Source organism: Arthrobacter sp., from assembly GCF_031988865.1.
In the GTDB taxonomy this organism is placed as follows: domain Bacteria; phylum Actinomycetota; class Actinomycetes; order Actinomycetales; family Micrococcaceae; genus Arthrobacter_B.
The window spans coordinates 262-23,696 of record NZ_DALZXY010000026.1; the positions used below are offsets into that span (position 1 = coordinate 262).

A 23,435-nucleotide genomic window follows, 5' to 3' on the forward strand; every position below is an offset into this window, starting at 1 on the left:
TCAGCGGAGGTCCGGCAGGCCCAGGGCGGTATATCTGCTGCCAGCCCGCTGGATGATGCCGTTCCGAGCGGCACTGCCCTGTTCGCTGGCGTACTGTTGACGTCCTCTGCGTACAGCGGCTCAACGCGCCACCGCGCCCTGGCCGAAGCGCTGACCTCACATGTGCGGCGGGCCGCCCCGGCCGCGCCCCAGGCAGTGGGCTGGGCCATGTCCGTGCAGCAGGCGCTGGAAGACGGACCGCGCGAACTGGCGGTCACCGGTTCCGACCCCGCAGCGGTGGCCGGCCTCCTTACGGTTGGCCGGAATGCGGGAGGGCCGTCCCTGGTGATCGCCCACGGCCCGGCGGACGCGGTGCCGCTGCTGGCTGGACGGGAGACGGAGGTTCCGGCGCTGGCCTATGTCTGCCGCGCAATGGCGTGCCGCCGGCCGGTGGCAACAGCGGAGGACCTGCTGTCGCAGCTCCAGGCGGCCGGCTAGGCCGGTCAGCCCTGGACCGAGAGCACGGCCATCATGATGGCTGCGTAATGGCAGGCGAAGCCCACCAGGGTGAAGGCATGGAAGATCTCATGGAAGCCGAACCAGTTCACGGAAGGGTTCGGGCGTTTCAGGGCATAGATCACCGCGCCCGCGATGTAAGCCGCCCCACCGGCCATCACCAGGACGGCGATGGCAGGGTTCACCGACCAGAAGTCCGGGATGTAGAAGACGGCAGCCAGTCCGAGAGCGATGTAGACAGGCGTATAGAGCCAGCGGGGAGCATTCAGCCACAGCAGGCGGAAGGCAACTCCGGCGACGGCTCCGGACCAGATGATCCACAGCAGCACCTCTGCCGTGTCACGGGGGAGCAGGGAGACAGCCAGCGGGGTGTAGGACCCGGCGATCACCAGCATGATATTGGTGTGGTCCAGGCGCTTGAGGATCTTCTTCACGGGCGGAGTCCAGTTGCCGCGGTGGTAGACCGCAGAGACGCCGAAGAGCAGGATTCCGGTCAGGGCATAGACCGCGGAGGCAATGCGGGTACCTGTAGTCGGAGCCAGGGCCACGAGGACGATGCCCGCAGCCAGCGCCAGGGGTGCTGCACCTGCATGAAGCCAGCCGCGCAGGCGAGGCTTGATTTCCAGCGCAGCGGCTACGGACTCAACAGCCGATTCAAGGGGTCCCGGAGCTGTGCGGGACTCCGGATCCTGCTGGACTGGCACTCGCCGCGAGGGTGAAGTCATGCTCATAATCCTAACTTACGACCCGGTAGGTTACTAAGCAGTAGCATCGTTTCGGTTCCGACTTGCACAGCGGCGGCGGCGCCGCACGGTAGCCTTGAAAAAAGCAGATTCCGTGTTCGAAGCGGATCACCAACACACAAGAGGCAGGTGAATCACCCGTGCGGTTTCCCGGTGTGGTCTATGCCTACTACGAGCGGAAGCTGCGGCGCAGCCTGGTCAAGGACCGTATCCCCGAGCATATCGGGGTGATGGTGGACGGCAACCGCCGCTGGGCAAAACTCGCCGGAGCCCCGACCGCCGACGGGCACCAGGCGGGGGCGGATAAGATCCTCGAATTCCTGGGCTGGTGCGAAGAGCTCGGTGTACGGGTAGTGACGCTCTACATGCTCTCCACTGACAACCTCAACCGCGATCCGGACGAGCTGGAACCGCTCCTGGGCATCATCGCGAACACGCTGGACCGTCTGGGTGAAAAGGGCGACCTGCGGGTCCAGCCCGTGGGCGCCCTGGAGATCCTCCCTCCGGAGCTTTCGGGCCAGCTAGCCCGGCTGGGCGAAAGCACCGCCTCGGCGACCGGTCTGCACGTCAACGTAGCCATCGGGTACGGTGGGCGGCGGGAAATTGTCGACGCCGTCAAGGAACTGCTGCGCGACGCCCAGAAACAGGGCAGGCCCATCGATGAGATCACCGATAATCTGAGCGACGCGCAGATTTCCGAGTACCTCTACACCCGGGGACAGCCTGATCCTGAGCTGGTGATCCGCACCTCCGGAGAACAACGGCTCTCCGGCTTCCTCATGTGGCAGAGCGCCTACAGCGAGTTCTACTTCTGCGAAGCACTCTGGCCCGACTTCCGCCGGGTGGACTTCCTTCGGGCCCTGCGTGACTACGCGAACCGCCAGCGCCGGTTCGGCTCCTAGCCCGGCCTTCCCGCCCTCCTGTGCTTCCCGCACTCCTGGCAAACAAGCAGGGCAAACCTGCAACAACAGGTACACAGCTTGAAGACACCCGGCAGGAGAACTGCATCGTGTCCCTGTGTTCAGCGGAGCGGAGCCTGGGTTAGCTTGGTCGTATCGATCAGCCCCATGCTGATGGAACCGGAGGCCGGATGCTCACACACCGTGTGTTGAGGAGGCCGCAGCCCGGCCTTCTGTGCCGGCCTGCGGATACCCACACTTCTAGCTAATCGGGGCCTACGGTCCCTGACTGGAGTTCTAAGTGGCCGTAACCAACACATCCGTCCAGGCACCTGCCGGAGCACCTGAGCAACAGCCGCTCGGGTTTGTGCTTGACACCTCCGTCCTGTTGTCGGATCCGAAGGCGATCCTGCGTTTCGCCGAACACGAGGTCATCCTGCCCTTGGTGGTCATCAGTGAACTGGAAAGCAAACGCAGCGATCCGGAACTGGGTTACTTCGCCAGGGCCGCGCTGCGGCTCCTGGATGACCTGCGGGTGCAGCACGGCGGACTTGAAGGCCCGATACCGATCGGCGACGCCGGCGGAACGCTGCGGGTGGAGTTGAACCATGTCTCCCTGGACGTGCTGCCGATGGGGATCAGGGGAAGCGACAATGACAGCCGGATCCTCGCCGTCGCCCGCAATCTTGCGGACGAGGGACGCAGCATCACCGTGGTCTCCAAGGACCTGCCCCTGCGCGTGAAAGCAGCCGCCGTGGGGCTCACGGCCGACGAATACCGGAACGAGCTGGTCCGCGATACGGGGTGGACCGGGATGGTTGAACTGGAAACCGGTGACGCCGAGGTCAACGCGCTGTATGACCATGAACCAGTTTTTCTTCCGGAGGCCGCCGAACTGCCCGTCAATACCGGGCTGGTCCTGCTGGCTGGCCGCTCGTCCGCCCTGGGCCGGGTGGGCACCGACAAGCAGGTGCGCCTGGTCCGGGGAGACCGCGACGTTTTTGGGCTGCATGGCCGTTCAGCAGAGCAGCGGCTGGCGATCGAGATGCTGATGGACCCGGAGGTCGGGATCGTCTCGCTGGGCGGACGCGCCGGCACCGGAAAATCGGCCCTTGCCCTGTGCGCAGGGCTGGAAGCGGTGCTGGAGCGCCAGGAGCATCGGAAAGTGGTGGTCTTCCGCCCGCTCTACGCCGTCGGCGGCCAGGAACTGGGGTACCTGCCCGGCAGCGAGGCTGAAAAAATGGGGCCGTGGGGGCAGGCAGTATTCGACACCCTGGAGGCGCTGGTCTCCAAGGAAGTCGTGGAGGAGGTGCTGGACCGCGGCATGCTCGAAGTCCTGCCGCTGACCCACATCCGCGGACGTTCCCTGCACGATTCCTTCGTAATCGTGGACGAGGCCCAGTCACTGGAGAAAAACGTGCTGCTGACCGTGCTCTCACGCATCGGCCAGAACTCCAAAGTGGTCCTGACGCACGACGTCGCCCAGCGGGATAACCTTCGGGTCGGCCGCCACGACGGTATCGCCGCCGTGGTCGAAACGCTCAAGGGCCATCCGCTGTTTGCCCACATGACACTGACCCGGTCCGAGCGCTCTCCGATCGCAGCCCTGGTCACGGAACTGCTGGAGGACGGCGGGATCGGCTAACCCGGGTCCTGTCCCCGCCCGGCGTGTCACGGGGACAGGAACCGTTGGCTTTATCCCCACCCCGGAACAAGCCGCTGCCAGCTCCGGCAACCGTGACGTACGGTAGGGCGCATGTGGGGGATCGTAGGGGAGTACTGGAGCCAGGACCGGGCAGCCGCGTGGTTTTTGCTGGCTGCCCTGGGGTACCTCGCCGTGCTCTCGGTCCTGCTGGCGGTGGAGGACATCCGCAGCCACCGGCTGCCTGACCGGCTGGTGCTTCCTGCTTATCCGGCCGCGGGCCTGCTGCTTTGTGCAGCGGGCCTGGCTGCCGGAGAACCGGGGCGGCTGGCAGGGATGGCCTCAGGAGCCGTGGTGCTGCTGGCCGGGTACTTCCTGCTGCGGGTTATCAGCCCCGCTGGCCTGGGACTGGGCGACGTCAAACTGGCCGGCGTGCTGGGGCTTTTCCTGGGCTATGCCGGGTGGATGCAGGTGGCCGCGGGCGCGGCTGCGGGATTCGTGCTGGGCGGCATTTGGGGACTTGGCCTGATCCTGGCCGGCCGGGGCACCGGTAAGACCCGGATCGCCTTCGGTCCCTTTATGCTCGCGGGCGCCGCCGTGGCACTCCTGGCGCCTGCCCTACAGTAGGAGGATGCCCACACCCGACTTCATCCTGTCCCTGCGCGAAAAAGTCGGCCATGACCTGCTCTGGGTGCCCGGCGTAGCCGCCGTCGTTTTCAACCAGGCGTCCGAGGTGCTCCTCTGCCGCCGTGCGGACAACGGCCGCTGGACCATCATCACCGGCATCCTGGAACCGGGGGAGGAACCCGGCCCCGGTCTGCTTCGGGAAGTGGAAGAGGAAACCGGTGTGCAGGCCAAGCTGGAGCACCTGATCCATGTGGGCACCACCGACCCCGTCACGTTCCCCAACCTGGACCGCTGCCAGTTCCTGAACCTGGCGTTCAGCTGCTCCTACGTCGCCGGGACGGCCCGCGTGAACGACGACGAGTCCAGCGACGTGGCCTGGTTCGCCCTCGACGCCCTGCCGGAACTCAACACCCGGCACCGGATGCTGATCGACCTGGCCCGCACCTCCACTGGCGTCCCGGTCTTTGAAACCTGAGAGGCACGCGGTTTATGGGAACGGCGAAGGGCCGGCACCAAGGTGGCCGGCCCTTCGCCGTTCTCTGCAGGATCTTCCCTCGTGGGGCGTTCCCTAGCGGGACGGGCCGTCCGACCCGCGCGCAGCCTCTGCCGACCCGTCCGGCTCAGCGGGAACATCCGGGACAGTGACGGGCTCGGAGCCCGGCTCGGAGCCTGGGGCCGCCGCCTCGCCGCGGAGAGCGGCTTCACGCTCAGCCTCCAGCCGTACGGCCTCTTCACCGCCGATGGCCTCGCCCCGGGCAACCATGCCGGCGACGTCGGAGAGCGGGATCTGCTTGAGGAAGAAGGCCAGGACCAGGGCGATGACCAGGAACGGAATCAGGTACCAGAACACCGGAGCCAGCGAATCCGCGTAGGCCGTGACGATTCCGTCCCGGACCGGTTCGGGCAGCGCTTCCAGCGCCGCAGGCTGCAGCGTGGCGGTAGCCTCGCCGGCAGCAGCCGCGTCCATGCCCGCGCCGGAGAAGACACCCATAAGGTTCTCGGAAAGCCGGGTGGTGAACATCGCGCCGAAGATCGCGACGCCCAGGGACGCGCCAACCTCGCGGAAATAGTTGTTGGACGAGGTGGCGGTGCCGATCTGGTCCACCGGAACGGAGTTCTGTACCACCAGGACCACAACCTGCATGATCAGGCCCAGACCCGCGCCGAAGACGAAGAGCTGCGCGCAGATCACCCACACCGGGGTCGAGGCGGCGAGCGTGGTCAGCCAGAGCATGGCCACGATCACCAGGGCAGCACCGGCGATCGGATACTTCTTGTACTTGCCGGACTTGGTGATAGCCAGGCCGGACCAAATCGAAGTACCCATCATGCCCACCATCATGGGCAGCATCAGCAGGCCGGAAACGGCTGCCGAGGTGCCAGTGGACATCTGCAGGAAGGTGGGGACAAAGGCAATGGAGGCGAACATGCCCATGCCCAGCGTGAAGCCGATGGCGGTGCTGTTCACGAAGATCGGGTTCTTGAACAGGCTCAGCGGAATGATCGGATCCTGGGCCCGGCGCTCAACCAGCACAAAGCCGAACGCGGCCACCAGCAGGCCGGCACCGAAGGCCAGGGTGGCCGGATCGGTCCAGCCGTGGTCTGCGCGGCCGCCGAAGTCGGTGAAGAAAATCAGGCAGGTAGTGGCAATTGAGAGCAGCACCACACCGCCGAAGTCGATCCGCTTTTCGGCTTTCTTGTTGGGCAGTGTCAGGGCGAAGAAGGCGATCAGGAACGCGATGATGCCTACCGGAATGTTGATGTAGAACGCCCACTGCCAGGTCATGTGGTCGACGAAGAAACCGCCGAGGAGCGGGCCGGCCACAGCGGAAAGGCCGAAGATGCCACCGAGCGGACCGAGATACTTGCCGCGCTCGTTGGCCGGCACGATGTCAGCGATGATCGCCTGGGAAAGGATCATCAGACCGCCGCCGCCCAGGCCCTGGATGGCGCGGAAAACAACGAAGCCCCAGAAATCGGTGGCCAGGGAACAGCCCACGGACGCGACCGTAAAGAGCGCGATCGCGAAGAGGAACAGGTTGCGCCGGCCCAGGACGTCACCGAACTTGCCGTAAATCGGCATCACGATGGTGGTGGCCAGCAGGTAGGCGGTGGTGATCCAGGTCTGGTGCTCGACGCCGCCGAGCTCGCCCACGATGGTGGGCATGGCGGTGGAAACGATTGTCTGGTCGAGACTGGACAGCAGCATGCCTGCGATCAGTGCGGAAAAGATGATCCAGATGCGCTTCTGGGTCAGCAGCAGCGGCCCGGAGGCGCGTGCGGCGGTGGTGGTCATTCGGTGTCCTCAAGGGGGTAGGAGAGGGGAGAAGAGAGGGAAAAGACCTCGCGGGCGGAATTCACTGCCTCAACGAGCATCCTGCGGTAGGACACGGTGTTCTCCTGGTCAAAGAACTTCGGTCCGGTGTCCTGTACCAGGGCGCCGAAAACGGTGATCGCAGCACGGACCCGGGGGTCGTCGGCGGGCAGCGATTCCCGCTCCGAGACCATCGAGGCAAACGCGTCCTGGGCGGCCTGGGAACCGTGCATGGCCTTCTGGAGCAGCCGGGGCTCAGCCGCGATTGCGTTCTTGAGCATGACCATTTCGTTGCGGGAAATGGCCATGCGGTCCATCATGCCCACCGCGAGATCCACGAAATCGGCCAGCAGGGTGCTGGAGAGCTCGCCCGGGCGGGAATCCTCGCCGCCGTCGATGAAACGGCGGACCAGGTCTTCGGGCAGGTCATCCACAGGAGAACCCAGGATCGCGTCTTCCTTGGCCGGGAAGTAGTTGAAGAAGGTGCGGCGGGAAATGCCGACCTTCTCGCACAGTTCCTCGACGGTGAAGCCGTTGGCGCCGTGCTCGGCAGTCAGGATCCTGGCCGCCGTCGTAATGGCGACCCGGGTGGCGGTGCGTTTGCGTTCGCGCAGGCCACTGCCCGATTCCGATGCACTATTTGTCACGGAGTAAAGTTTTGCACTCTGCACTCATAAGTGCAAACCGATGGAAACGGCGAAGGATGCCCGGCCAAGCGGCCAGGCATCCTTCGCCGGATATTGGGGTTGGCTAGGCCTGCGGCGGCTTCGTCATCGAGAGGACATCGAGGGCGGAATCGAGCTGCTCCTCGGTCACCTCGCCGCGTTCCACGAAGCCTAGTTCGACGACGGCCTGGCGGATGGTCTTGCCTTCCTTGACCGCGAACTTGGCGATCTTCGCCGCGTTCTCGTAGCCGATGTACTTGTTCAGCGGGGTCACGATCGAGGGGGAGGCCTCGGCCAGGTAGCGGGCACGCTCCACGTTGGCTTCGATGCCGTCGATCATCTTGTCCGCCATGATCACCGAGGAGTTGGCGAGCAGGCGGATGGACTCGAGCAGGTTCGAGGCGATGACGGGGATGCCCACGTTCAGCTCGAAGTAGCCGAAGGTGCCGGCCCAGGCGATGGCGGCGTCGTTGCCCACGACCTGCGCGGCGACCTGCATGACTGCTTCGGAGATGACCGGGTTGACCTTGCCCGGCATGATCGAGGAGCCCGGCTGGAGGTCGGGGATGGCGATTTCGCCGAGGCCCGTGTTGGGGCCCGAACCCATCCAGCGCAGGTCATTGGCGATCTTGGAGAAGGACACCGCAATGGTGCGCAGCATCCCCGAAACCTCGACGAGGGCGTCGCGGTTGGCCTGGGATTCGAAGTGGTCACGGGCCTCGGTCAGCGGCAGGCCGGTATCGGCAGCCAGCAGTTCGATCACGCGCTGCGGGAAGCCGGCAGGGGTGTTGATGCCGGTGCCAACGGCGGTGCCGCCCAGCGGAACCTCGGCCACGCGGGGCAGGGAAGCCTGGACACGTTCGATGCCGTAGCGGACCTGTGCTGCGTAGCCGCCGAATTCCTGGCCCAGGGTCACGGGGGTGGCATCCATCAGGTGGGTGCGGCCGGACTTCACAACGTCCTTGAATTCCTCGGCCTTGCGCTCCAGTGAGGCGGCGAGGTGCTCCAGAGCGGGGACCAGGTTGTTGATCAGCGCGGAGGTCGCGGCGACGTGGACCGAGGTCGGGAAGACGTCGTTGGAGGACTGGGACGCGTTGACGTGGTCGTTCGGGTGAACAGTGGTCTCGCTGCCTGCTGCCTTCAGGGCGCGGGTGGCGAGCTCGGCGAGGACCTCGTTGGTGTTCATGTTCGAGGATGTTCCGGAACCGGTCTGGAACACATCGATCGGGAACTGGCCGTAGTGCTTGCCGGCGGCGACTTCGTCGGCGGCGGACGCGATGGCGCCGGCGCGCTCGGCGTCGAGCACTCCGAGTTCGGCGTTGGCGGTGGCAGCAGCCTTCTTGATGCGGGCCAGGGCCTCGATGTGCGCGTCATCCAGCGGCTTGCCCGAAATCGGGAAGTTCTCCACGGCGCGCTGGGTCTGCGCGCGGTAAAGGGCGTTTACCGGGACGCGGACCTCACCCATCGTGTCATGTTCAATGCGGTATTCAGCGGAGTCAGAAGTCATGGCTCCAAGCCTAGTGGGCGGGGGAGCCGGGGGCTAAAACGCGTGTCGCAAAGACGGCGCGTTTCGGAGCGCTCAGCTACCCGGCCGCCAGGTCCTCGACGCCGGTGGTCAGATTCCCGATGCTGGAGACCAGGTCTGCCCGGCCGGCGGCCAGATGGTAGGAAAGGCCGACCACGGCGGCGCGTCCGGACGCCACCGCATCGGAAATCAGCCGGGAGTCCTCCACCAGCCTTTCGGCCGTTTGCCGGGTGTGCTCCACCACCATGTCATTGACCTCGCTCAGGCCGTTCCGCTTGGCGGCGAGGACAGAGGGGGTGATGCGCTCGACCAGCGTGCGGACGTGCCCGGCGGGCATGGAACCGGTATCGACTGATTCCTTCGTGGCTGTGACTGCACCGCAGCTGTCGTGGCCGAGGACCACGATCAGCGGGACGCCCAGGACGCCCACACTGTATTCCAGGGACCCGAGGACGGCGTCGTCGGTCACCTGGCCGGCGGTGCGGACCACAAAGGCGTCGCCGAGGCCAAGGTCGAAGATGATTTCAGCGGCGAGCCGGGAATCCGAGCAGCCGAAGATGACAGCGAAGGGGTTCTGCTGGTTGACCAAGGAGCTGCGCCTTGGAGCGTCCTGGTTGGGGTGCTGGGAGCTGCCGGCGATGAAGCGGTCATTTCCTTCGCGGAGGCGCTGCCACGCTTCTGCCGGAGTGACGGGAGCACTAAGGGGGCTGTTGATTTCAGTCACCGTTCAACAATAGTGCCCCGTCCGCACTCCCGGGGCTCTGTTACCGCAATCAGACCCGGAATCCGGACATGGACAAGGCAGCGGATGCTAGCCGTTGGAGGCGGCGAGGTCCTGCAGCACTGCTTCGGCGAGCACATCCACGGTGGCCAGGTCCGCCTCGGAACTCAGGATCACGGTCATGCCGTTGACCTCGGCCACCAGGTGAGCCTCGCCGTCAGCGCCGTCCCGCAGCTGCCAGGTGGTGCCGCCGGTGGTCCGCTCGCCGGACACTACGGAATCGTCAGTTGTCTGGGAAATCCAGGTCGGGTTGGCCGAGGCCGTTTCGGTGAGGCGGATGAAGTCCCAGTCCGGAGTGAGATATCCCACTTCCCAGGTGGGGACTCCAGAGTTGATCCCCGAGTCCCAGCGCGCGTAGTTGGAGGTCCAGCCCTCGGGCAGGTCGGGGGCCAGTGGGTCGTAGCCGGCATCGGGTGCCGCTTCCGAGGCGATGGCCTGGACGTCGACGTCGCGCACCTGCGGCTTCTCGTACGGATTCAGCAACACCGGCAGCAGCACGATCGCCAAGGTGATGCCGGTGGCAATCAGCATGCCCACGACCGTCGCGTTGGCGCGTTTGGCCTGCTTCGCGGTCAGGGTTGGGGTTACTACGGGCTCATCGGGCTGCGGCTGCTCACTCACCCTTCCATAATCGCCTATCCGGCCCGGCAAGTCCTATTCCGTCCCCTTTCCGAGCCGGGCGGGACGTGCGCCCGGGGAGGTAAAACTGATGCCGCTGCGGTGGGTGGAACCGGTTGGCGACTATGATCGGTACAAGGATCAGCCCGCGGGCGGCTGCTTGGTGTTGCTCACCGAATGGCTGGAACCCGAAATTTCAAAGATGAGGTTAAACGTGTCCCAAGGTGCCCAGTACTCAACTCTTTCCCCCGCCCTGGCAGTCGGCGACGACGAGCCGGACCGGAACCTTGCGCTCGAACTGGTGCGCGTCACTGAGGCCGCGGCAATCGCCGGCGGCCACTGGGTCGGTTTTGGTGACAAGAACGCCGCCGACGGCGCAGCGGTCGATGCCATGCGTTCGCTTATTTCCTCGGTCCACTTCAACGGCGTAGTGGTCATCGGCGAAGGCGAGAAGGACGAAGCTCCGATGCTCTACAACGGCGAACACGTGGGCGACGGCACCGGAGCCCTCTGCGACGTCGCCGTTGACCCGATCGATGGGACGCGCCTTACGGCCCTGGGCATCAACAATGCGCTGGCTGTGCTGGCCGTCGCCGAACGCGGCACCATGTTCGACCCCTCAGCGGTCTTCTACATGGAAAAGCTGGTCACCGGCCCCGAGGCCGCTGACATGGTTGACCTGCGCCTGCCGGTCAAGCAGAACCTGCACCTAATTGCCAAGGCCAAGGGCAAGAAGATCAACCAGCTCAACGTGATGATCCTGGACCGCGACCGGCATAAGCCGCTGGTGCAGGAGATCCGGGACGCCGGCGCCCGGACCCGGATGCTGATGGACGGCGACGTCGCCGGCGGTATCGCCGCAGCGCGCGAAGGAACCGACGTCGATGCGCTGATGGGCATCGGCGGAACGCCCGAGGGAATTATCACCGCCTGCGCGATCAAGACGCTCGGCGGCGTCATCCAGGGCCGTCTGTGGCCCACCTCGGATGAAGAAAAGCAGAAGGCGATTGACGCCGGCCATGACCTGGACCGTGTGATGTCCACCAATGACCTGGTCACCAGCGACAACTGCTACTTCGCGGCAACCGGCATCACCGACGGCGACCTGCTGCGTGGCGTGCGCTACAAGAAGGACCGCGTGCTGACCCAGTCCATCGTGATGCGTTCCAAGTCCGGGACCATCCGGGTGGTCGACGGCGAACACCAGTCGCACAAGTGGGAGTCCTACGCCCGGGTCCGCTAGGAACCAGGCCCGCTGCGGGTAAGCTGCGGAGAAGTTGCACGTGAAAAGAGGGACCCGGCATCTGGAACGGGTCCCTCTTTCGCGTCCGATGACCGCCTGCCCTGGCTGCTCTGGCCCCTTGCCCCGGTCCTTACCCAAACGGCCTGCCGCACCGGTCCTTTTATAAATGGGTATGAGGAACGCCGCGGCGGCGCGTTCGGAGCCTGCCACGGCTTCCACGTAGGCTTGATGGCATGACACTGAGCGTTACTTCCTGCACTGATCCGTCTGCCTGGGACGGCTACGTCAACCGGTTCAACGGGCATCCGCAGCAGCTGTGGGGGTGGGGGAAGACGAAGGCAGACCACGGTTGGAAGGCTGAGCGGCTCCTCCTCTCCGAGGGTGGCGAGGTGGTGGGCTGCGCCCAGCTCCTGCTCCGCCGGCTGCCGTTTCCCTTCCGGGCTCTGGCCTACATTCCCCGCGGTCCCCAGGGGGAGCCGGGCCAGGAGGGGCAGCTGCTCGACGCCGTCGCCGCCTATGCCAAGCAAACCCACCGGGCGGTGGCCCTGACGATCGAGCCGGACTGGGATGCGGACGCCGACGCCACGCTTGCGTTGCCTGGCGCGGGTTTCCGGCACAGCACCAATACGATCCTCATTCCGCGCACGCTGATCCTGGACCTCGCCCTCAGCGAAGACGAGCTGCTGGCCGGGATGAGCAAGAAGCACCGCCAGTACATCCGCAAGTCCGGCCGCGAGGACCTGGTGTACCGGGCTGTTACCCGCGAAGAAATTCCGCAGTGCCTGGACGTGTACAAGCAGACGGCGGAGCGGGCCGGGTTCGGCATCCACGAGGACGGCTACTACCAGGACATCTTCGAGAACCTGGGCACGGATTCACCGGTTTATGCGGCGTTTAAGGGCGGAGACGTCGTGGCGTTCCTCTGGCTCTCGACGAGCGCCGGCACCGCCTTTGAACTGTACGGCGGCATGACGGAGGAAGGTGAACGCCTCCGTGCCAACTACGCACTCAAGTGGCTGGCAATCCGGGAAATGAAGGAACGCGGCGTAACCCGCTACGACTTCAACGGGCTGCTCAACGACGGCGTTTCCAAGTTCAAGATGGGCTGGGCACAGCACGAGGACCTGCTGGCCGGGACGTGGGACAAACCGCTGTCCCCGCTGTACCCGGTCTTCACAACGGCATTGCCGCTGGCCAAGAGCGCGCTCCGCAAGGCGCGGGGGGCCGTGTCCGGGCTCCGCGGGCGCCTCAGGGGGACCGGCAGCCGCTAGAGCTCCAGCTGCGGTTCGTCCGGGACGGCAGCCGCAGCGCCCGCACTGCCGGTGGTTACCGCAAAGGCCAGGGCGCCGTCGTCGTGCTGCGCGGAGTGGGCCGCCAGCTTGGCGATCACCGGCGACTCATCGGCCGGGATAAACGCGCAGTCCCCGGGATCCAGGACCAGGTCCTGCTTCGGCGTGTCCAGGACCAGCGATCCGCGCAGGGCGAAGACCAGTGTGGGGCCGTTTTGGTGCACCGGGACGTCGGCGGCGGACATGCTCGGCGGGGCGTCCGCCGCGGTCTGCGCCAGTTCCAGGCGCTGGAGGGAGAACTCGCTGAACGGCGGCCGGTAGAGTTCCTGCCCCAGTCCGGTGACTTCGGCTTCGACACGGGGAACCCCCAGCGGCCGGAAGTCGACGGTCTTCAGCAGTTCGGGAATGTCCACGTGCTTGGGAGTCAGGCCACCGCGGAGGACGTTGTCCGAAGACGCCATGACCTCTACCCCCAGCCCGCTGAGGTACGCATGGACGTTACCGGCCGGCAAATAGATGGCTTCCCCTGGGTGCAGGGAGACCCGGTTCAGGAGCAGCGAGATCAGGACGCCGGGGTCGGCCGGGTAATATCCATCGAGCTCGTCGATCCCCGCCAGGGCCGGGTCAAGGTCCGTGCGTGATTCCGGGTCCAGGGCCCGGACCGTTTCGGCTGCTGCCGTAACGGTTTCCCGCACCTCTTCACCGCCGCCGATCAGGCGCCGGAAGACTTTCTCCAGTTTCTCGGGGTCCGGCCGGCCGGCGTCCAGATCGGACGCGGACTCCGCCAACAGTGCGGGAGAGGGGCGGCCAGAGTCCTCAAGAAGCTGCGACAGGCTGCGGAACAGCCGGGCGGCGTCGGCAGGTTCGCGGAAGCCGCACAGCGCCTCGAATCTGGTCAGCGCGAAAATCATCTCGGGCTTGTGGTTGGGATCCTTGTAATTGCGGTTGGAAGCGGAACGGTCGACGCCGGCCGCGTCCTCGGCGGCGAAGCCTGCCCGGGCCTGTTCCTGGGTGGGATGGACCTGCAGGGACAGCGGCGAGCCCGCAGCGAGGACCTTGGCCAGGAACGGCAGGGACGGCCCGTGAACGGCGAGGCTCTCACGGCCCAGGGCAGTTTCCGGATCCGCGCCGATGAGCTCATCCAGCGTGGCGGCACCACCCTGCGGTGCGGTGATGCGGGATGGGGCCCCCGGGTGGGCGCCAAACCAGAGTTCCGCCTCCGGTTCCCCGCTGGGATCCCGGCCAAAGAGCTCAGCCATGGCAGTGGTCGATCCCCAGGCATAGGGGCGGAGTGTTCCGGCAAGCAGGTACATGGTCCTCTTTCAGGTGCTGGTCCGTGCCGGTGCAGCCGGCACACAGGGTGCAGGGGAGTCCACGGCTTAGCCTGCGCTGCAGTTACCGTTGTTGTCGAGGAGCGTGCTGAGTGTGGCGGCGTCGCCGATCGTAGCCAGCTCCTGCAGGTACTCCTCAGTGATTTCCTGAGTCTGTCCCTCCGGAACCGTGGGATCTGCTGCTGGTGCCTCCGGTGCCGGTTCGTTGCTGCCGGAATCCTCTTCCGGCGCAGCGGGGGCCGCGCCGTCTCCGGAGTCGGCTGCTCCTGCATCGGGTGCCTCAGCGGCGGCAGGAGACGGGGCAAGCTTTTCCTGGACACGGGCGTGGATGAGGCCGAAGTCGGGATAGGTCGCGAAGTTATCCGCCGCGGTGCCAAAATCAGGCGGGCCGATGGTCATCCGCTGCACCTCATGGTCCTTGGATTTCAGCGCCAGGTCCACGAAGCTGCCGAGCTGGTCCTGCGGGATGTCCGTGTGAACAACCTGCTCGCCGGCCGAGGCAATGGCCTGGAAGCGCGTGAGCAACGTTGTTGGATCCAGCTGGGCGACCATGGCCTGCTGCACGCACTGCTGGCGCTCGATCCGGTGGAAGTCCGTCACGAATTCACGGGACCGGGCATACCAGAGGGCGGTGTAGCCGTCCATGGTCTGCGGACCCGGGGCAATCCAGCCGTCCGGGGGATAGTGCTGGTTGGTGCCGGGGATTTCACCGGCCGTGATCGGCACCCAGCCGCCGGCATTGATCTTCACGCCGCCCATGGCATCAATGAGCTGGGAGAAGCCTTCCATATCCACAATGACGTAGGACTGTATCTCAAGGCCAAGGATGCCGCCGGCAGCGTCCATCATGGCTTCAGCGCCCGGGTCCTCGGAACCGGGGTAGAGATCGGCGTACTGTTCGGTGACGACCGGATAGAGGCTGTTCAGGATGCACTCGTCACCGCAGTTGTACCCTTCGGGGTAGACCCGCCAGAGGGGCGAATCCTCGGTGAACGGCGCATTCTGGAGATTGCGGGGAAGCCCGAAAGTGACAATCTCGCCGGTTTTCGCGTCGACGCTGAAAACCGACATGCTGTCAGGGCGCAGGCCGGTGCGGTCCGCACCGGCGTCGCCGCCCAGCAGCAGGAAGTTATAGCGGCCATCCACCGGATCGAACGCAGGACCGGAAGCGAAGATGCTTCCGAACGTCTGGCGGCTGACGTTGAGCAGCCAGGCCCCGTAGGCCAAGCCACCGCTGGTAACGACCATCAGCACGGCCAGTGCGCCGGCCACCGCCGGACGGACGTTCCGCTGCAGCAGCGGCGGACGGATGATCCGGAAAGTATTCAGGAACAGCAGGGCCCAGCCAACCGCCAGCAGCGCCAAGGCGGCCATGAGCAGGAAGGAGCTCCATCCGTTGGTAAAGATATTTACCAGCAGGATCCGGTTGGTAAACGCCAGGACGAGCACCGTGATGACGGCTGCCCAGACTACGAACGTGACCTGGAGAGCACGCCGGCCAAGCCTGCGGTCACCCGCGACGATCTGCGCGGAGCCTGGGAGGAAGAGGGTCAGCAGCAGCAGGATAAAAGCGCGCTTGGTGCGTGCCTGGGGGGAAGCGGACTGCGGGTAGCGGACCGGATCCGTAAAGACTGCTCCTGAGGCATTCGTCTCTGTCCTGCCCATCCGCTGTCCCTATTCGCTTTCCGTGACCGAAGTCCGCAGGCGCGCACCTTTTGCCATGGCGGTCTGGCGGAGATCGGCGGCGAAGTCGATGAGCTGCTGCTGGAGCTTTGCGGCCAGCGGGTCCGTGCCCGCCGCGAGCATCCGAACGGCCAGCAGGCCGGCGTTGCGGGCACCGCCGATGGACACGGTTGCCACGGGAACTCCTGCGGGCATCTGCACAATCGACAGCAGTGAGTCCATACCGTCCAGATACTTCAGGGGCACCGGGACGCCGATCACCGGCAGGGGAGTAACCGCGGCCAGCATCCCCGGCAGGTGCGCGGCGCCGCCGGCACCGGCGATGAGGATCCGCAGGCCGCGGTGGTGGGCTTCCTGACCGTAGGCGATCATTTCGGCGGGCATCCGGTGGGCGGACACGACGTCGGCCTCGTAGGGAATGCCGAATTCGGCCAGGGCGGCAGCGGCGGCATTCATCACGGGCCAGTCCGAATCGGACCCCATGACCAGGCCGACCAGCGGCGTCTTGGCGGTGCTCATGACATCTCCTCGTTTACTTCATTCTCCGGCAGGCGGTCCGGTTCCCGGCCGTCGCGGATAATTACGGCAGCCCGCTCGGCGCTGCGCCGTACCGCGGGCAGGTCTGCTGCGGACGCTCCAACAACGTTAACGTGCCCGATCTTCCGGCCGGGGCGCACCGACTTGCCGTAATTATGGACCTTCGCAGCCGGTTCGGCCGCCATTGCAAGCGTGGTGCCGCGGAAAAGGTCGGGGTTCTCGCCGCCCAGGAAGTTCTTCATCACGACGACACCGCCGAGGACTTCCGTTCCGCCGAGCGGGAGGTCCAGGACAGCGCGTAGGTGCTGCTCGAACTGGCCAGTCACGGAACCGTCCATGGTCCAGTGCCCGGAGTTGTGCGGGCGCATGGCCAGTTCATTGATCAGGAATCCGGGACCGCGGCCAGGCGTTTCAAACAGTTCTGCTGCCATGACACCGGTCACCCCGAGTTCAGCGGCGATCCGCAGGGCTGCGGAGGAGGCTGCCGCCGCAGTTTCCGGGGCCAGGTCCTGTGCCGGGGCGATGACTTCGTCGCACACGCCGTCGACCTGGATGGAATGGACCACCGGCCAGGCGGCGCTTTCCCCAGCCGGTGTCCGGGCGATCAGCGCCGAGAGCTCACGGGTGAAGGGAACTTTCTCTTCGGCCAGGAGCGGGGTGCCGGTGAACCAGTCCGCAGCGGATGAAGCCGCGGCAGCATCATCAATGATGCGCACACCCTTGCCGTCGTAGCCTCCGCGCGGAGTCTTCAGCACCACGGGCCAGCCGGTGGCCTTGCCGAAGTCGATCAGGTCCGCGACCGTGGAAACGGCAGCCCAGCGGGGGTTGGGCAGGCCCAGGCGGTCGACGGCGGCACGCATTTCAAGTTTGTCCTGGGCATGGATCAGGGCGCCTGGCCCGGGCTGGACATTGACCCCTTCGGCGAGCAGTGCCCGCAGGTGTTCCCCCGGGACATGTTCATGGTCGAAAGTCAGGACGTCCACACCGCGGGCGAAAGCCAGGAGCGTTCCGTAGTCCTTATAGTCACCAACGACGGCGTTGGACACCGCGGCTACCGCCGATACATCAGGGCCCTCCGCCAGGACCCGCAGCTCAAAACCGAGCTCTGTGGCCGCAGGGGCCATCATCCGGGCCAGCTGGCCGCCACCGACAACGCCAATAATTGGAAATCTCACCTCTACAGGTTACCGAAACCGGAGAGTTTTCCCGCTCTGCGTCAGAGCGGCCTGGCCAGGGCCCCGGCCATTTCCCAAGAACGGCAGGTAAAGTGGGTTCTTCCTGCCGTGCCAGCGCTCGGCGGTAGCTCCGCCCGGCTGGGTTCCCAGCCCGGGCACAATTGGCCTCGGAGGGTCATGATCACATCATTTATTTCCTGGCTTCGGGGACTGGCGTCCGCTTTCTGGCGCGAGGTAGCGAAGTTCGGCACGGTTGGCGCTGTCGCCTTCGTCGTAGACAACGGCCTGACCTGGATCTTCATGCACTCCGTCATGGAAGGAAGTCCGGCCAAGGCGAGGTTCGCGGGTGCGACGATCGCAACCCTGTTCTCCTGGGTCGCCAACCGCTGGTGGACCTTCCGTCACCGCAGGCAGAGCAACGTGGCCCGCGAATTCGTGCAGTTCATCCTCATTAACGGGATCGGCATCTTCATTTCCACCGGCTTCACCTGGATTGCCCGTTACCCGCTGGGTATTACGGACAACGGCACCTTGTTTATGGCAGGCGTGATCGGAATCGGCGTAGCGACCGTTGTCCGGTTCTTCGCTTACCGCTACTGGGTCTTCAACAGCTCCGCGGAAGACGAAGCCCGTGAACTGGCGATGGAGATGACCCTGGACCCGTCCCACGAAGTGGCGTCCGAACCTGCTCCGGAGCCGCTCTCAGACGGGCCCCAGCTGGCCGACGGGCCCCAGCAGCTTAGGCCTCAAGCCGAGCAGTAACCCGTTCCGCCGCCAGTGTCCGCTCCGAGGCCTCGACGCCCTCACCGGTAAGTACGAGGGTTCCGCCGGCCGCCCAGGTGGCCAGGGCCGCTCCAAGCACCTTGGCCAGCCCGGCCGCTGCGGGAGCAAGCAGGACCTGCGGCCCGGTACCGTGGGCTTCCTTCCCGATGAGTGCGCTGAACGGTACCTCCGCTTCCCCCGGCGCGGTGGCCAGGGCATTGCCTCGGACACCGGAGGAATCCGGGCCGGCGTAGGTGTCGGCAAAGGACCGGACTTCAGCCGCGTAGTCCACGGCGCCGGCAGGCAGGGCCTCCGGCCAGGCCATCGCCAGTGCGGGCAGGGCCACCACGACCACCAGTTCCCCCCGTTCACGCGCCTGCGGATCTGTTGCCGTAACCCTTACCCCGGCGCCCGTTCCGGCCGATAGATCAATCAGGCAGCCGGTTTCCCACGCCGCGAGGGCCCAGACCAGGGTCTTCCAGTGCACGGGCAGCTCAAAGTGCAGGATGGTGCCCGGTTCCGCGTCCAGTTCTTCGTCGAGGAAGTTCGAGGTCTTGGCGACCCAGTTGTCCAGGACCTTCCCCGAGAGCTCGACCCGTTCGGCCTCCGGTCCGTACCAGATCAGGGCTGGAGAGGTTGCCTGCTCGGTCCGGAGCGTGGACAGTATGGATGGAACCGGGTTTTCGATCATGGGTTTCGCTTTCGCTCGGGCAGTGATGTGCTGCTTGGTGGGCTGTGGCAAGGGGTTCTGCGCAAAATTAACGGCGTGGCGCGCCACCGCCGGACGGTTCAGACTCTATAGGATGCCTAAACAGCTTGACGGGGACGTATTACACGCGTGTAATTAGGGAACGGATTTGTTCCAGCAAACCATGACCGACACGCATGCACAGCAGGCTGATTGTCGCTTGGGAGAATCCAGATATCCGCTGTTGGGGCATTTACACCGGGAGGACTCCATGGGGCAAGCAGAAAAGATGCACGACCGACAGGACATAGCCGCGCAGGCTTCCACGAGCTACGGCTCGCGGGGAGTGCCGGTGGACTGGTATGTCGATCCTGCGGATCCCGAGGCGGCGGACCGCTACCGTGACGGTGCCGGAGGCAGCCTTGAGGATACCGCCACCGCTTTCCTCGCCGCCCACGAGGCGCTGGCCGGAACGGACAACGACGGCGCCGATCTTCTGGACCCGCCCATCTCCCTGTTCCAGGCTCCGGCCGAAACCGAGGAGCGGAAGCTCTGGATCGGCCTGCCCGGCCTGGGGGACGGATACGCCGACGAAGGTGAACTGGGCTGGCAGGCTGACGCCCTGTGCGCCCAGACCGACCCGGAAGCATTCTTCCCGGAAAAGGGGGGATCCACCCGCGACGCGAAGAAAGTCTGCGCCGCGTGCAACGTCCGCTCTCAGTGCCTTGAGTATGCTCTGTCCAACGACGAGCGATTTGGCATCTGGGGCGGGCTGTCCGAGCGGGAACGCCGGCGTCTTCGGAAGCAGGCAGTCTAATTCAATCGCACGTCCGCGTATGTGCCGTTGTGGTCGCCCACAACGGCGCCGAGTACCTCCCTGAAACGCTCTCCGCACTGAAGGCCCAGACCCGGCCGGCAGACTTCTGCCTTGGCGTCGACGCGGGCTCCACTGACGCATCCGCTTCGCTGCTCCAGCTTGGCCTGCCGGTGGGCAGTCCGGTCACGGGTGTGCCGTCCCGTGCCGGATTCGGTGCCGCTGTAAATACCGGCCTGACCCAGCTGCCGGCCCGAAAGGGCGACAGCGGGGCACAGGACTGGCTCTGGCTGCTGCACGACGATTCAGCTCCGGATCCCGATGCCCTGGCGCAGCTGCTCCGGGCCGTGGAACTGGCGCCGTCCGTGACCATCGCAGGCGCCAAACAGGTGGAATGGGAGAACCCGCGCAAACTCGTGGATGTGGGCGTCTCCGTCAGCCGGTGGGCCGAACGCCTGACCATGATCGACGCCGATGAGCTGGATCAGGGCCAGTACGACTCGCGCAGCGATATCTTTGCGGTGAACTCTGCCGGCATGCTGATCCGGCGCGACGTCTGGGACCGCCTCGGCGGGTTTGACCCGTCCTTGCCCGGCACCGGCGACGACATCGACCTTTGCTGGCGGAACCGCCTGGCCGGCAACCGCGTGGTTGTGGTCCCTTCGGCACGGATTCGGCACGCCGGAAACCGGCCCAATACAGCCGCCAGCGCCGGTGCCGCCCGAAAGGCGGAAATCTTCCTCCGGCTCAAGCATGCTCCCGGATGGCAGGTGCCGTTCCTCGCCCTGGGTGCCGTGCTAGGCGGTTTTGGCCGGTTCTTCCTGGGCATGCTCGCCAAAGACCCCGGATACGCTGCCGGCTCGCTGGTTGCCAGTATCTCGGGCGTCCTCCGCCCGATTGACCTCTACCGCTCCCGCAAACATGCCGCTGCGACGCGCAGGCTGCCGCGCAGCACGGTCCGTGGGCTGGTCACCGGCCCGCGTGAAGTACGCGAACACCGCCGCTCCGTCCATGAAGCCGATGCTGCAGCGAAGTTCCATCTGGCGGATCACGCCGGAACCGCCGAGGAATACGTCCCCACCGGCGATGCCAACGATGACTTCGCGGCCCTGGCCGGGCCTGCCCGCAGCTGGGTCGGTGCCGGGGCACTGGCAGCCGTCATCCTCCTGGCGGCGGCATCAATCACTGGACTGCACCGGCTCCTTGGTGCACCGGCCCTCACCGGAGGGGCACTGCTTCCCGTCTCCGGAACGCTGGGGGAGATCTGGAGCAACGCCAGCGGCTGGTGGGCGGAAACCAGTGCCGGCTACCCCGGACACGGTGATCCTTTCGACTATGTGCTGTGGCTGCTTGGCGCCGCCGGACTCGGCAACGCCAACGCCGCCATCGTGGTCCTGGTGGTCCTGGCTATGCCGCTAGCCGGGCTCAGCGCCTGGTTCGCTTCCGGGGTACTGACCCGCCGCAGCGGACTGCGCTTCTGGGCCGCGATGTTCTGGGGTGCCCTGCCTGCACTGCAGGTAGCGCTTGGCGAAGGACGGCTTGGCGCACTCCTGGCGCACATCCTGCTGCCCCTGACTGTCCTGGCAATGGCCCGGGCCGTGGGCTCAGGCCGTGCCGAGGCCGACGTGGCCCCACTCCGGGATGCCAACACCCCGCCGCGGAAGCCCGGTGTGCTCGGCACACCGAGCTGGACCGCAGCAGCAGCGGCCGGCCTTCTGCTGGCAATCCTCACCGCCAGCGCGCCCGTGCTGTTTGTCCTCGGAGCCGTCAGCGTCCTGGCCGTCTCGCTCCGACTGGGCTCCCGGGCCCGCACGCTCTGGTGGTCGCTGCTTCCATCGGCTGCCCTGCTCCTGCCGGTGATCCTGTCTGCAGCAGGTAACCTGCGCGCCGCAGCTGCGGATCCCGGCGTTCCGCTGGGTTTCGCACCGGCCGCCCTGTGGCAGCAGCTGCTCGGGTATCCCGTCGCCTTTGCCGGATCAGATCCGATTGCCGGCCTGGACTTCCTGCCCGCCGGACCATGGAGCCTCGTGCTGGCGCTGCTGGTGGGCGCGCCGGTCATTGCGGCCTCCGCCGCTGCTCTTTTCACCACCCGCCACGCCGCGGCTGCCCGCCTGGCATGGCTCCTCAGCATCAGCGCGCTCCTGCTGGGCGGAGCCTCGGCCTACCTCGCCACGGGCAGTTCAGCCACGGCCCTGGTGACGCCTTTCCCCGGTCCGCTCGTCTCGGCCGCCGTCTTCGGACAGCTGTGCGCGGCCCTGCTGGCCATGGACGCCCTGCTTGCCCGCCGGCGGGCGGCTGACGGAAGCATCCGCCGGCCCGTCACCGCCGCCGTCGTCACAGCGGGTATCCTGCTGGGCGCCGGACCGGCAGTAAGCCTGGCCGCCTGGACCATCCCGCAGGCCACCGGTGCCGTCACCGAAGCCGGCACGGGCGGCGCGCAGCCCGGAACCCGCCTGGCGGTTCGGGCCACCGATCCGCGCGTCCTGCCGGCGACAGCAGCCGACCGGGGGAACAGCCCGGACCAGACCCGCACGCTCGTGCTGTCCGTGGGCTCAGGGGACGACGTCACCGCAACCCTGATGCGCTCCGGCGGCAGCACCCTCGACGGACTTAGCGGTTCCTACACTGCGAGCACGGTGCAGGGAGGGCCCGGGCGTGAAAGCGTCGTCCCCGACGACGAGGCGACTGCCGAACTGCGCAGCGCCGTCGCCGTCATCACCGCCGGTACGGGCGTAGACCCGAGGCCGGAGCTGGCACGGCTTGGCGTCGGCTTCGTCGTCCTGCAGACCTCCGACACCGCCGCGGAGCTCCTGGCTGACCGCATGGATGCGGTTCCCGGTCTCACCGCGGTGGGACAAACCGGATCCGGCTGGTTGTGGCGCGTGGTGGGCACCCTGGACGAGCAGGGAACCGAAACAGCGGCCGGGCAGACTGCCCGAGCTCGGATCCAGGACGCCGACGGACAGACCGTGGCACTCGTTCCCTCGGAGACCACCGCGATCCGCGCCGATATACCGGCCGGCGAAGACGGCCGGCGTCTGGTGCTGGCCGAGCGTGCCGACGCCGGCTGGCAGGCCAGCCTTGACGGCAACCGGCTGGAACCTGACACCGACGGATGGGCCCAGGCGTTCAAGCTCCCGGCCGACGGCGGCACGCTCACCCTGGATTACCGCAGCGCCTGGGAACCTTGGACAGAAATCGTGCAGGTGATCGTCTTCGGGCTCACCCTCCTGCTGGCCGTACCCACACCGGCACGCTCCGGCGTGATCCGGCTGCCAGGCAAGCAACGCCCGGCACGCCCGGTTCCCGGAACGGAACCGGGAACGGAACCGGGTTCAGAACCCGGTACGGACCCGGGCACGGACCCCGGGGCTGGCCCCGGTTCGCCGGAACCCAGCCCGCCGGACAAGGGAACCGGGACGAAGCCGGACGGCGCCGATTCCCCCCTGCCTGCCGCTGCCCAGGAACCCGTGAAGGATTCCCGGCGCAGTACGGGCCCCGGGCGCAGGAAGAAGCCTGAGCGGACACCCAAGACCAAGATCAAGCGCAGCCGGACAAAGCAGCCCGCCGCAGAAACCGCAAAACCGGGTGGCTCCAAGGCAAC

Annotated in this window: 20 protein-coding genes and 1 pseudogene; 10 read left to right on the top strand and 11 right to left on the bottom strand. The window is 66.3% G+C overall.

Translation table 11 applies throughout. From position 1 onward, the window contains the following. Window positions 1-477: pseudogene (locus tag RTN46_RS06945) on the top strand (thioredoxin domain-containing protein); the annotation flags it as partial. Window positions 478-482: 5 nt separating this feature from the next. Here RTN46_RS06945 and RTN46_RS06950 read toward each other — a convergent pair. Further along, window positions 483-1,220, bottom strand: coding sequence for a hemolysin III family protein (locus RTN46_RS06950; protein WP_312180093.1), 738 nt, complete (start codon window positions 1,218-1,220; stop codon window positions 483-485). A 158-nt stretch (window positions 1,221-1,378) separates the two neighbouring features. Between RTN46_RS06950 and RTN46_RS06955 the strand changes: the two genes are divergently transcribed. The 4 genes from RTN46_RS06955 to RTN46_RS06970 all read left to right on the top strand — a co-directional run bounded on the left by RTN46_RS06955 (window position 1,379) and on the right by RTN46_RS06970 (window position 4,881). Then, window positions 1,379-2,140: an isoprenyl transferase gene (locus RTN46_RS06955; protein ID WP_312180095.1), complete on the top strand. Its 762-nt coding sequence runs from the start codon at window positions 1,379-1,381 to the stop codon at window positions 2,138-2,140. A gap of 364 nt (window positions 2,141-2,504) precedes the next feature. Beyond that, entirely contained in the window at window positions 2,505-3,782 is a 1,278-nt protein-coding gene (locus RTN46_RS06960) for a PhoH family protein (RefSeq protein ID WP_312180134.1), read from the top strand. Between the two features lie 111 nt (window positions 3,783-3,893). Further along, the gene (locus RTN46_RS06965; protein ID WP_312180096.1) at window positions 3,894-4,406 is read left to right on the top strand and encodes an A24 family peptidase; all 513 of its coding nucleotides are present in this window, start codon (window positions 3,894-3,896) and stop codon (window positions 4,404-4,406) included. Window positions 4,407-4,410: 4 nt separating this feature from the next. Continuing rightward, window positions 4,411-4,881 (top strand): NUDIX domain-containing protein, encoded by a 471-nt coding sequence (locus RTN46_RS06970; RefSeq protein WP_312180098.1) that lies wholly within the window; start codon window positions 4,411-4,413, stop codon window positions 4,879-4,881. A gap of 93 nt (window positions 4,882-4,974) precedes the next feature. Here RTN46_RS06970 and RTN46_RS06975 read toward each other — a convergent pair whose 3' ends face one another. The 5 genes from RTN46_RS06975 to RTN46_RS06995 all read right to left on the bottom strand — a co-directional run bounded on the left by RTN46_RS06975 (window position 4,975) and on the right by RTN46_RS06995 (window position 10,312). Continuing rightward, window positions 4,975-6,702 (bottom strand): MDR family MFS transporter, encoded by a 1,728-nt coding sequence (locus RTN46_RS06975; protein WP_312180100.1) that lies wholly within the window; start codon window positions 6,700-6,702, stop codon window positions 4,975-4,977. Next, complete coding sequence (locus tag RTN46_RS06980) at window positions 6,699-7,367, bottom strand: TetR family transcriptional regulator (protein ID WP_312180101.1); 669 nt, start codon at window positions 7,365-7,367, stop codon at window positions 6,699-6,701. Before RTN46_RS06980 ends, RTN46_RS06975 begins: the two co-directional genes overlap by 4 nt. Window positions 7,368-7,470: 103 nt before the next feature. Then, the gene (locus RTN46_RS06985) at window positions 7,471-8,892 is read right to left on the bottom strand and encodes a class II fumarate hydratase (protein WP_312180102.1); all 1,422 of its coding nucleotides are present in this window, start codon (window positions 8,890-8,892) and stop codon (window positions 7,471-7,473) included. 76 nt (window positions 8,893-8,968) lie between these two features. Then, on the bottom strand, window positions 8,969-9,634 hold the full coding sequence (locus tag RTN46_RS06990) for a carbonic anhydrase (protein ID WP_312180103.1): 666 nt from the start codon (window positions 9,632-9,634) through the stop codon (window positions 8,969-8,971). An 87-nt stretch (window positions 9,635-9,721) separates the two neighbouring features. Continuing rightward, window positions 9,722-10,312: a DUF4245 domain-containing protein gene (locus RTN46_RS06995; protein WP_312180105.1), complete on the bottom strand. Its 591-nt coding sequence runs from the start codon at window positions 10,310-10,312 to the stop codon at window positions 9,722-9,724. A gap of 199 nt (window positions 10,313-10,511) precedes the next feature. Between RTN46_RS06995 and glpX the strand changes: the two genes are divergently transcribed. Beyond that, window positions 10,512-11,552: a class II fructose-bisphosphatase gene (glpX, locus tag RTN46_RS07000; RefSeq protein WP_312180106.1), complete on the top strand. Its 1,041-nt coding sequence runs from the start codon at window positions 10,512-10,514 to the stop codon at window positions 11,550-11,552. A 233-nt stretch (window positions 11,553-11,785) separates the two neighbouring features. Further along, the gene (locus RTN46_RS07005) at window positions 11,786-12,823 is read left to right on the top strand and encodes a peptidoglycan bridge formation glycyltransferase FemA/FemB family protein (RefSeq protein WP_312180109.1); all 1,038 of its coding nucleotides are present in this window, start codon (window positions 11,786-11,788) and stop codon (window positions 12,821-12,823) included. Here the strand turns inward: RTN46_RS07005 and manA are convergent. From manA to RTN46_RS07025, 4 genes are all read right to left on the bottom strand, one after another. Continuing rightward, window positions 12,820-14,154, bottom strand: coding sequence for a mannose-6-phosphate isomerase, class I (manA, locus tag RTN46_RS07010; RefSeq protein ID WP_312180110.1), 1,335 nt, complete (start codon window positions 14,152-14,154; stop codon window positions 12,820-12,822). The genes RTN46_RS07005 and manA overlap by 4 nt on opposite strands. Before the next feature lie 66 nt (window positions 14,155-14,220). Continuing rightward, window positions 14,221-15,837 (bottom strand): LCP family protein, encoded by a 1,617-nt coding sequence (locus tag RTN46_RS07015; RefSeq protein WP_312180112.1) that lies wholly within the window; start codon window positions 15,835-15,837, stop codon window positions 14,221-14,223. 9 nt (window positions 15,838-15,846) lie between these two features. Then, window positions 15,847-16,374 carry a 5-(carboxyamino)imidazole ribonucleotide mutase gene (purE, locus tag RTN46_RS07020; protein ID WP_312180114.1) on the bottom strand — a complete coding sequence of 176 codons (528 nt, stop codon included), beginning with the start codon at window positions 16,372-16,374 and terminating at the stop codon, window positions 15,847-15,849. After that, window positions 16,371-17,567 carry a 5-(carboxyamino)imidazole ribonucleotide synthase gene (locus tag RTN46_RS07025; RefSeq protein ID WP_312180115.1) on the bottom strand — a complete coding sequence of 399 codons (1,197 nt, stop codon included), beginning with the start codon at window positions 17,565-17,567 and terminating at the stop codon, window positions 16,371-16,373. Before RTN46_RS07025 ends, purE begins: the two co-directional genes overlap by 4 nt. Before the next feature lie 177 nt (window positions 17,568-17,744). Here RTN46_RS07025 and RTN46_RS07030 point away from each other — a divergent pair, with 177 nt between their 5' ends. After that, complete coding sequence (locus tag RTN46_RS07030; RefSeq protein ID WP_312180116.1) at window positions 17,745-18,329, top strand: GtrA family protein; 585 nt, start codon at window positions 17,745-17,747, stop codon at window positions 18,327-18,329. Here the strand turns inward: RTN46_RS07030 and RTN46_RS07035 are convergent. Then, the gene (locus RTN46_RS07035) at window positions 18,307-19,020 is read right to left on the bottom strand and encodes a TIGR03089 family protein (RefSeq protein ID WP_312180117.1); all 714 of its coding nucleotides are present in this window, start codon (window positions 19,018-19,020) and stop codon (window positions 18,307-18,309) included. The two genes, RTN46_RS07030 and RTN46_RS07035, sit on opposite strands and share 23 nt — an antisense overlap. A 268-nt stretch (window positions 19,021-19,288) precedes the next feature. Between RTN46_RS07035 and RTN46_RS07040 the strand changes: the two genes are divergently transcribed. Both RTN46_RS07040 and RTN46_RS07045 read left to right on the top strand, forming a co-directional pair. Next, window positions 19,289-19,834 carry a WhiB family transcriptional regulator gene (locus RTN46_RS07040; protein ID WP_312180118.1) on the top strand — a complete coding sequence of 182 codons (546 nt, stop codon included), beginning with the start codon at window positions 19,289-19,291 and terminating at the stop codon, window positions 19,832-19,834. A gap of 29 nt (window positions 19,835-19,863) precedes the next feature. Further along, on the top strand, window positions 19,864-23,435 hold a 3,572-nt coding region (locus tag RTN46_RS07045; protein ID WP_312180119.1), incomplete at its 3' end, for a glycosyltransferase.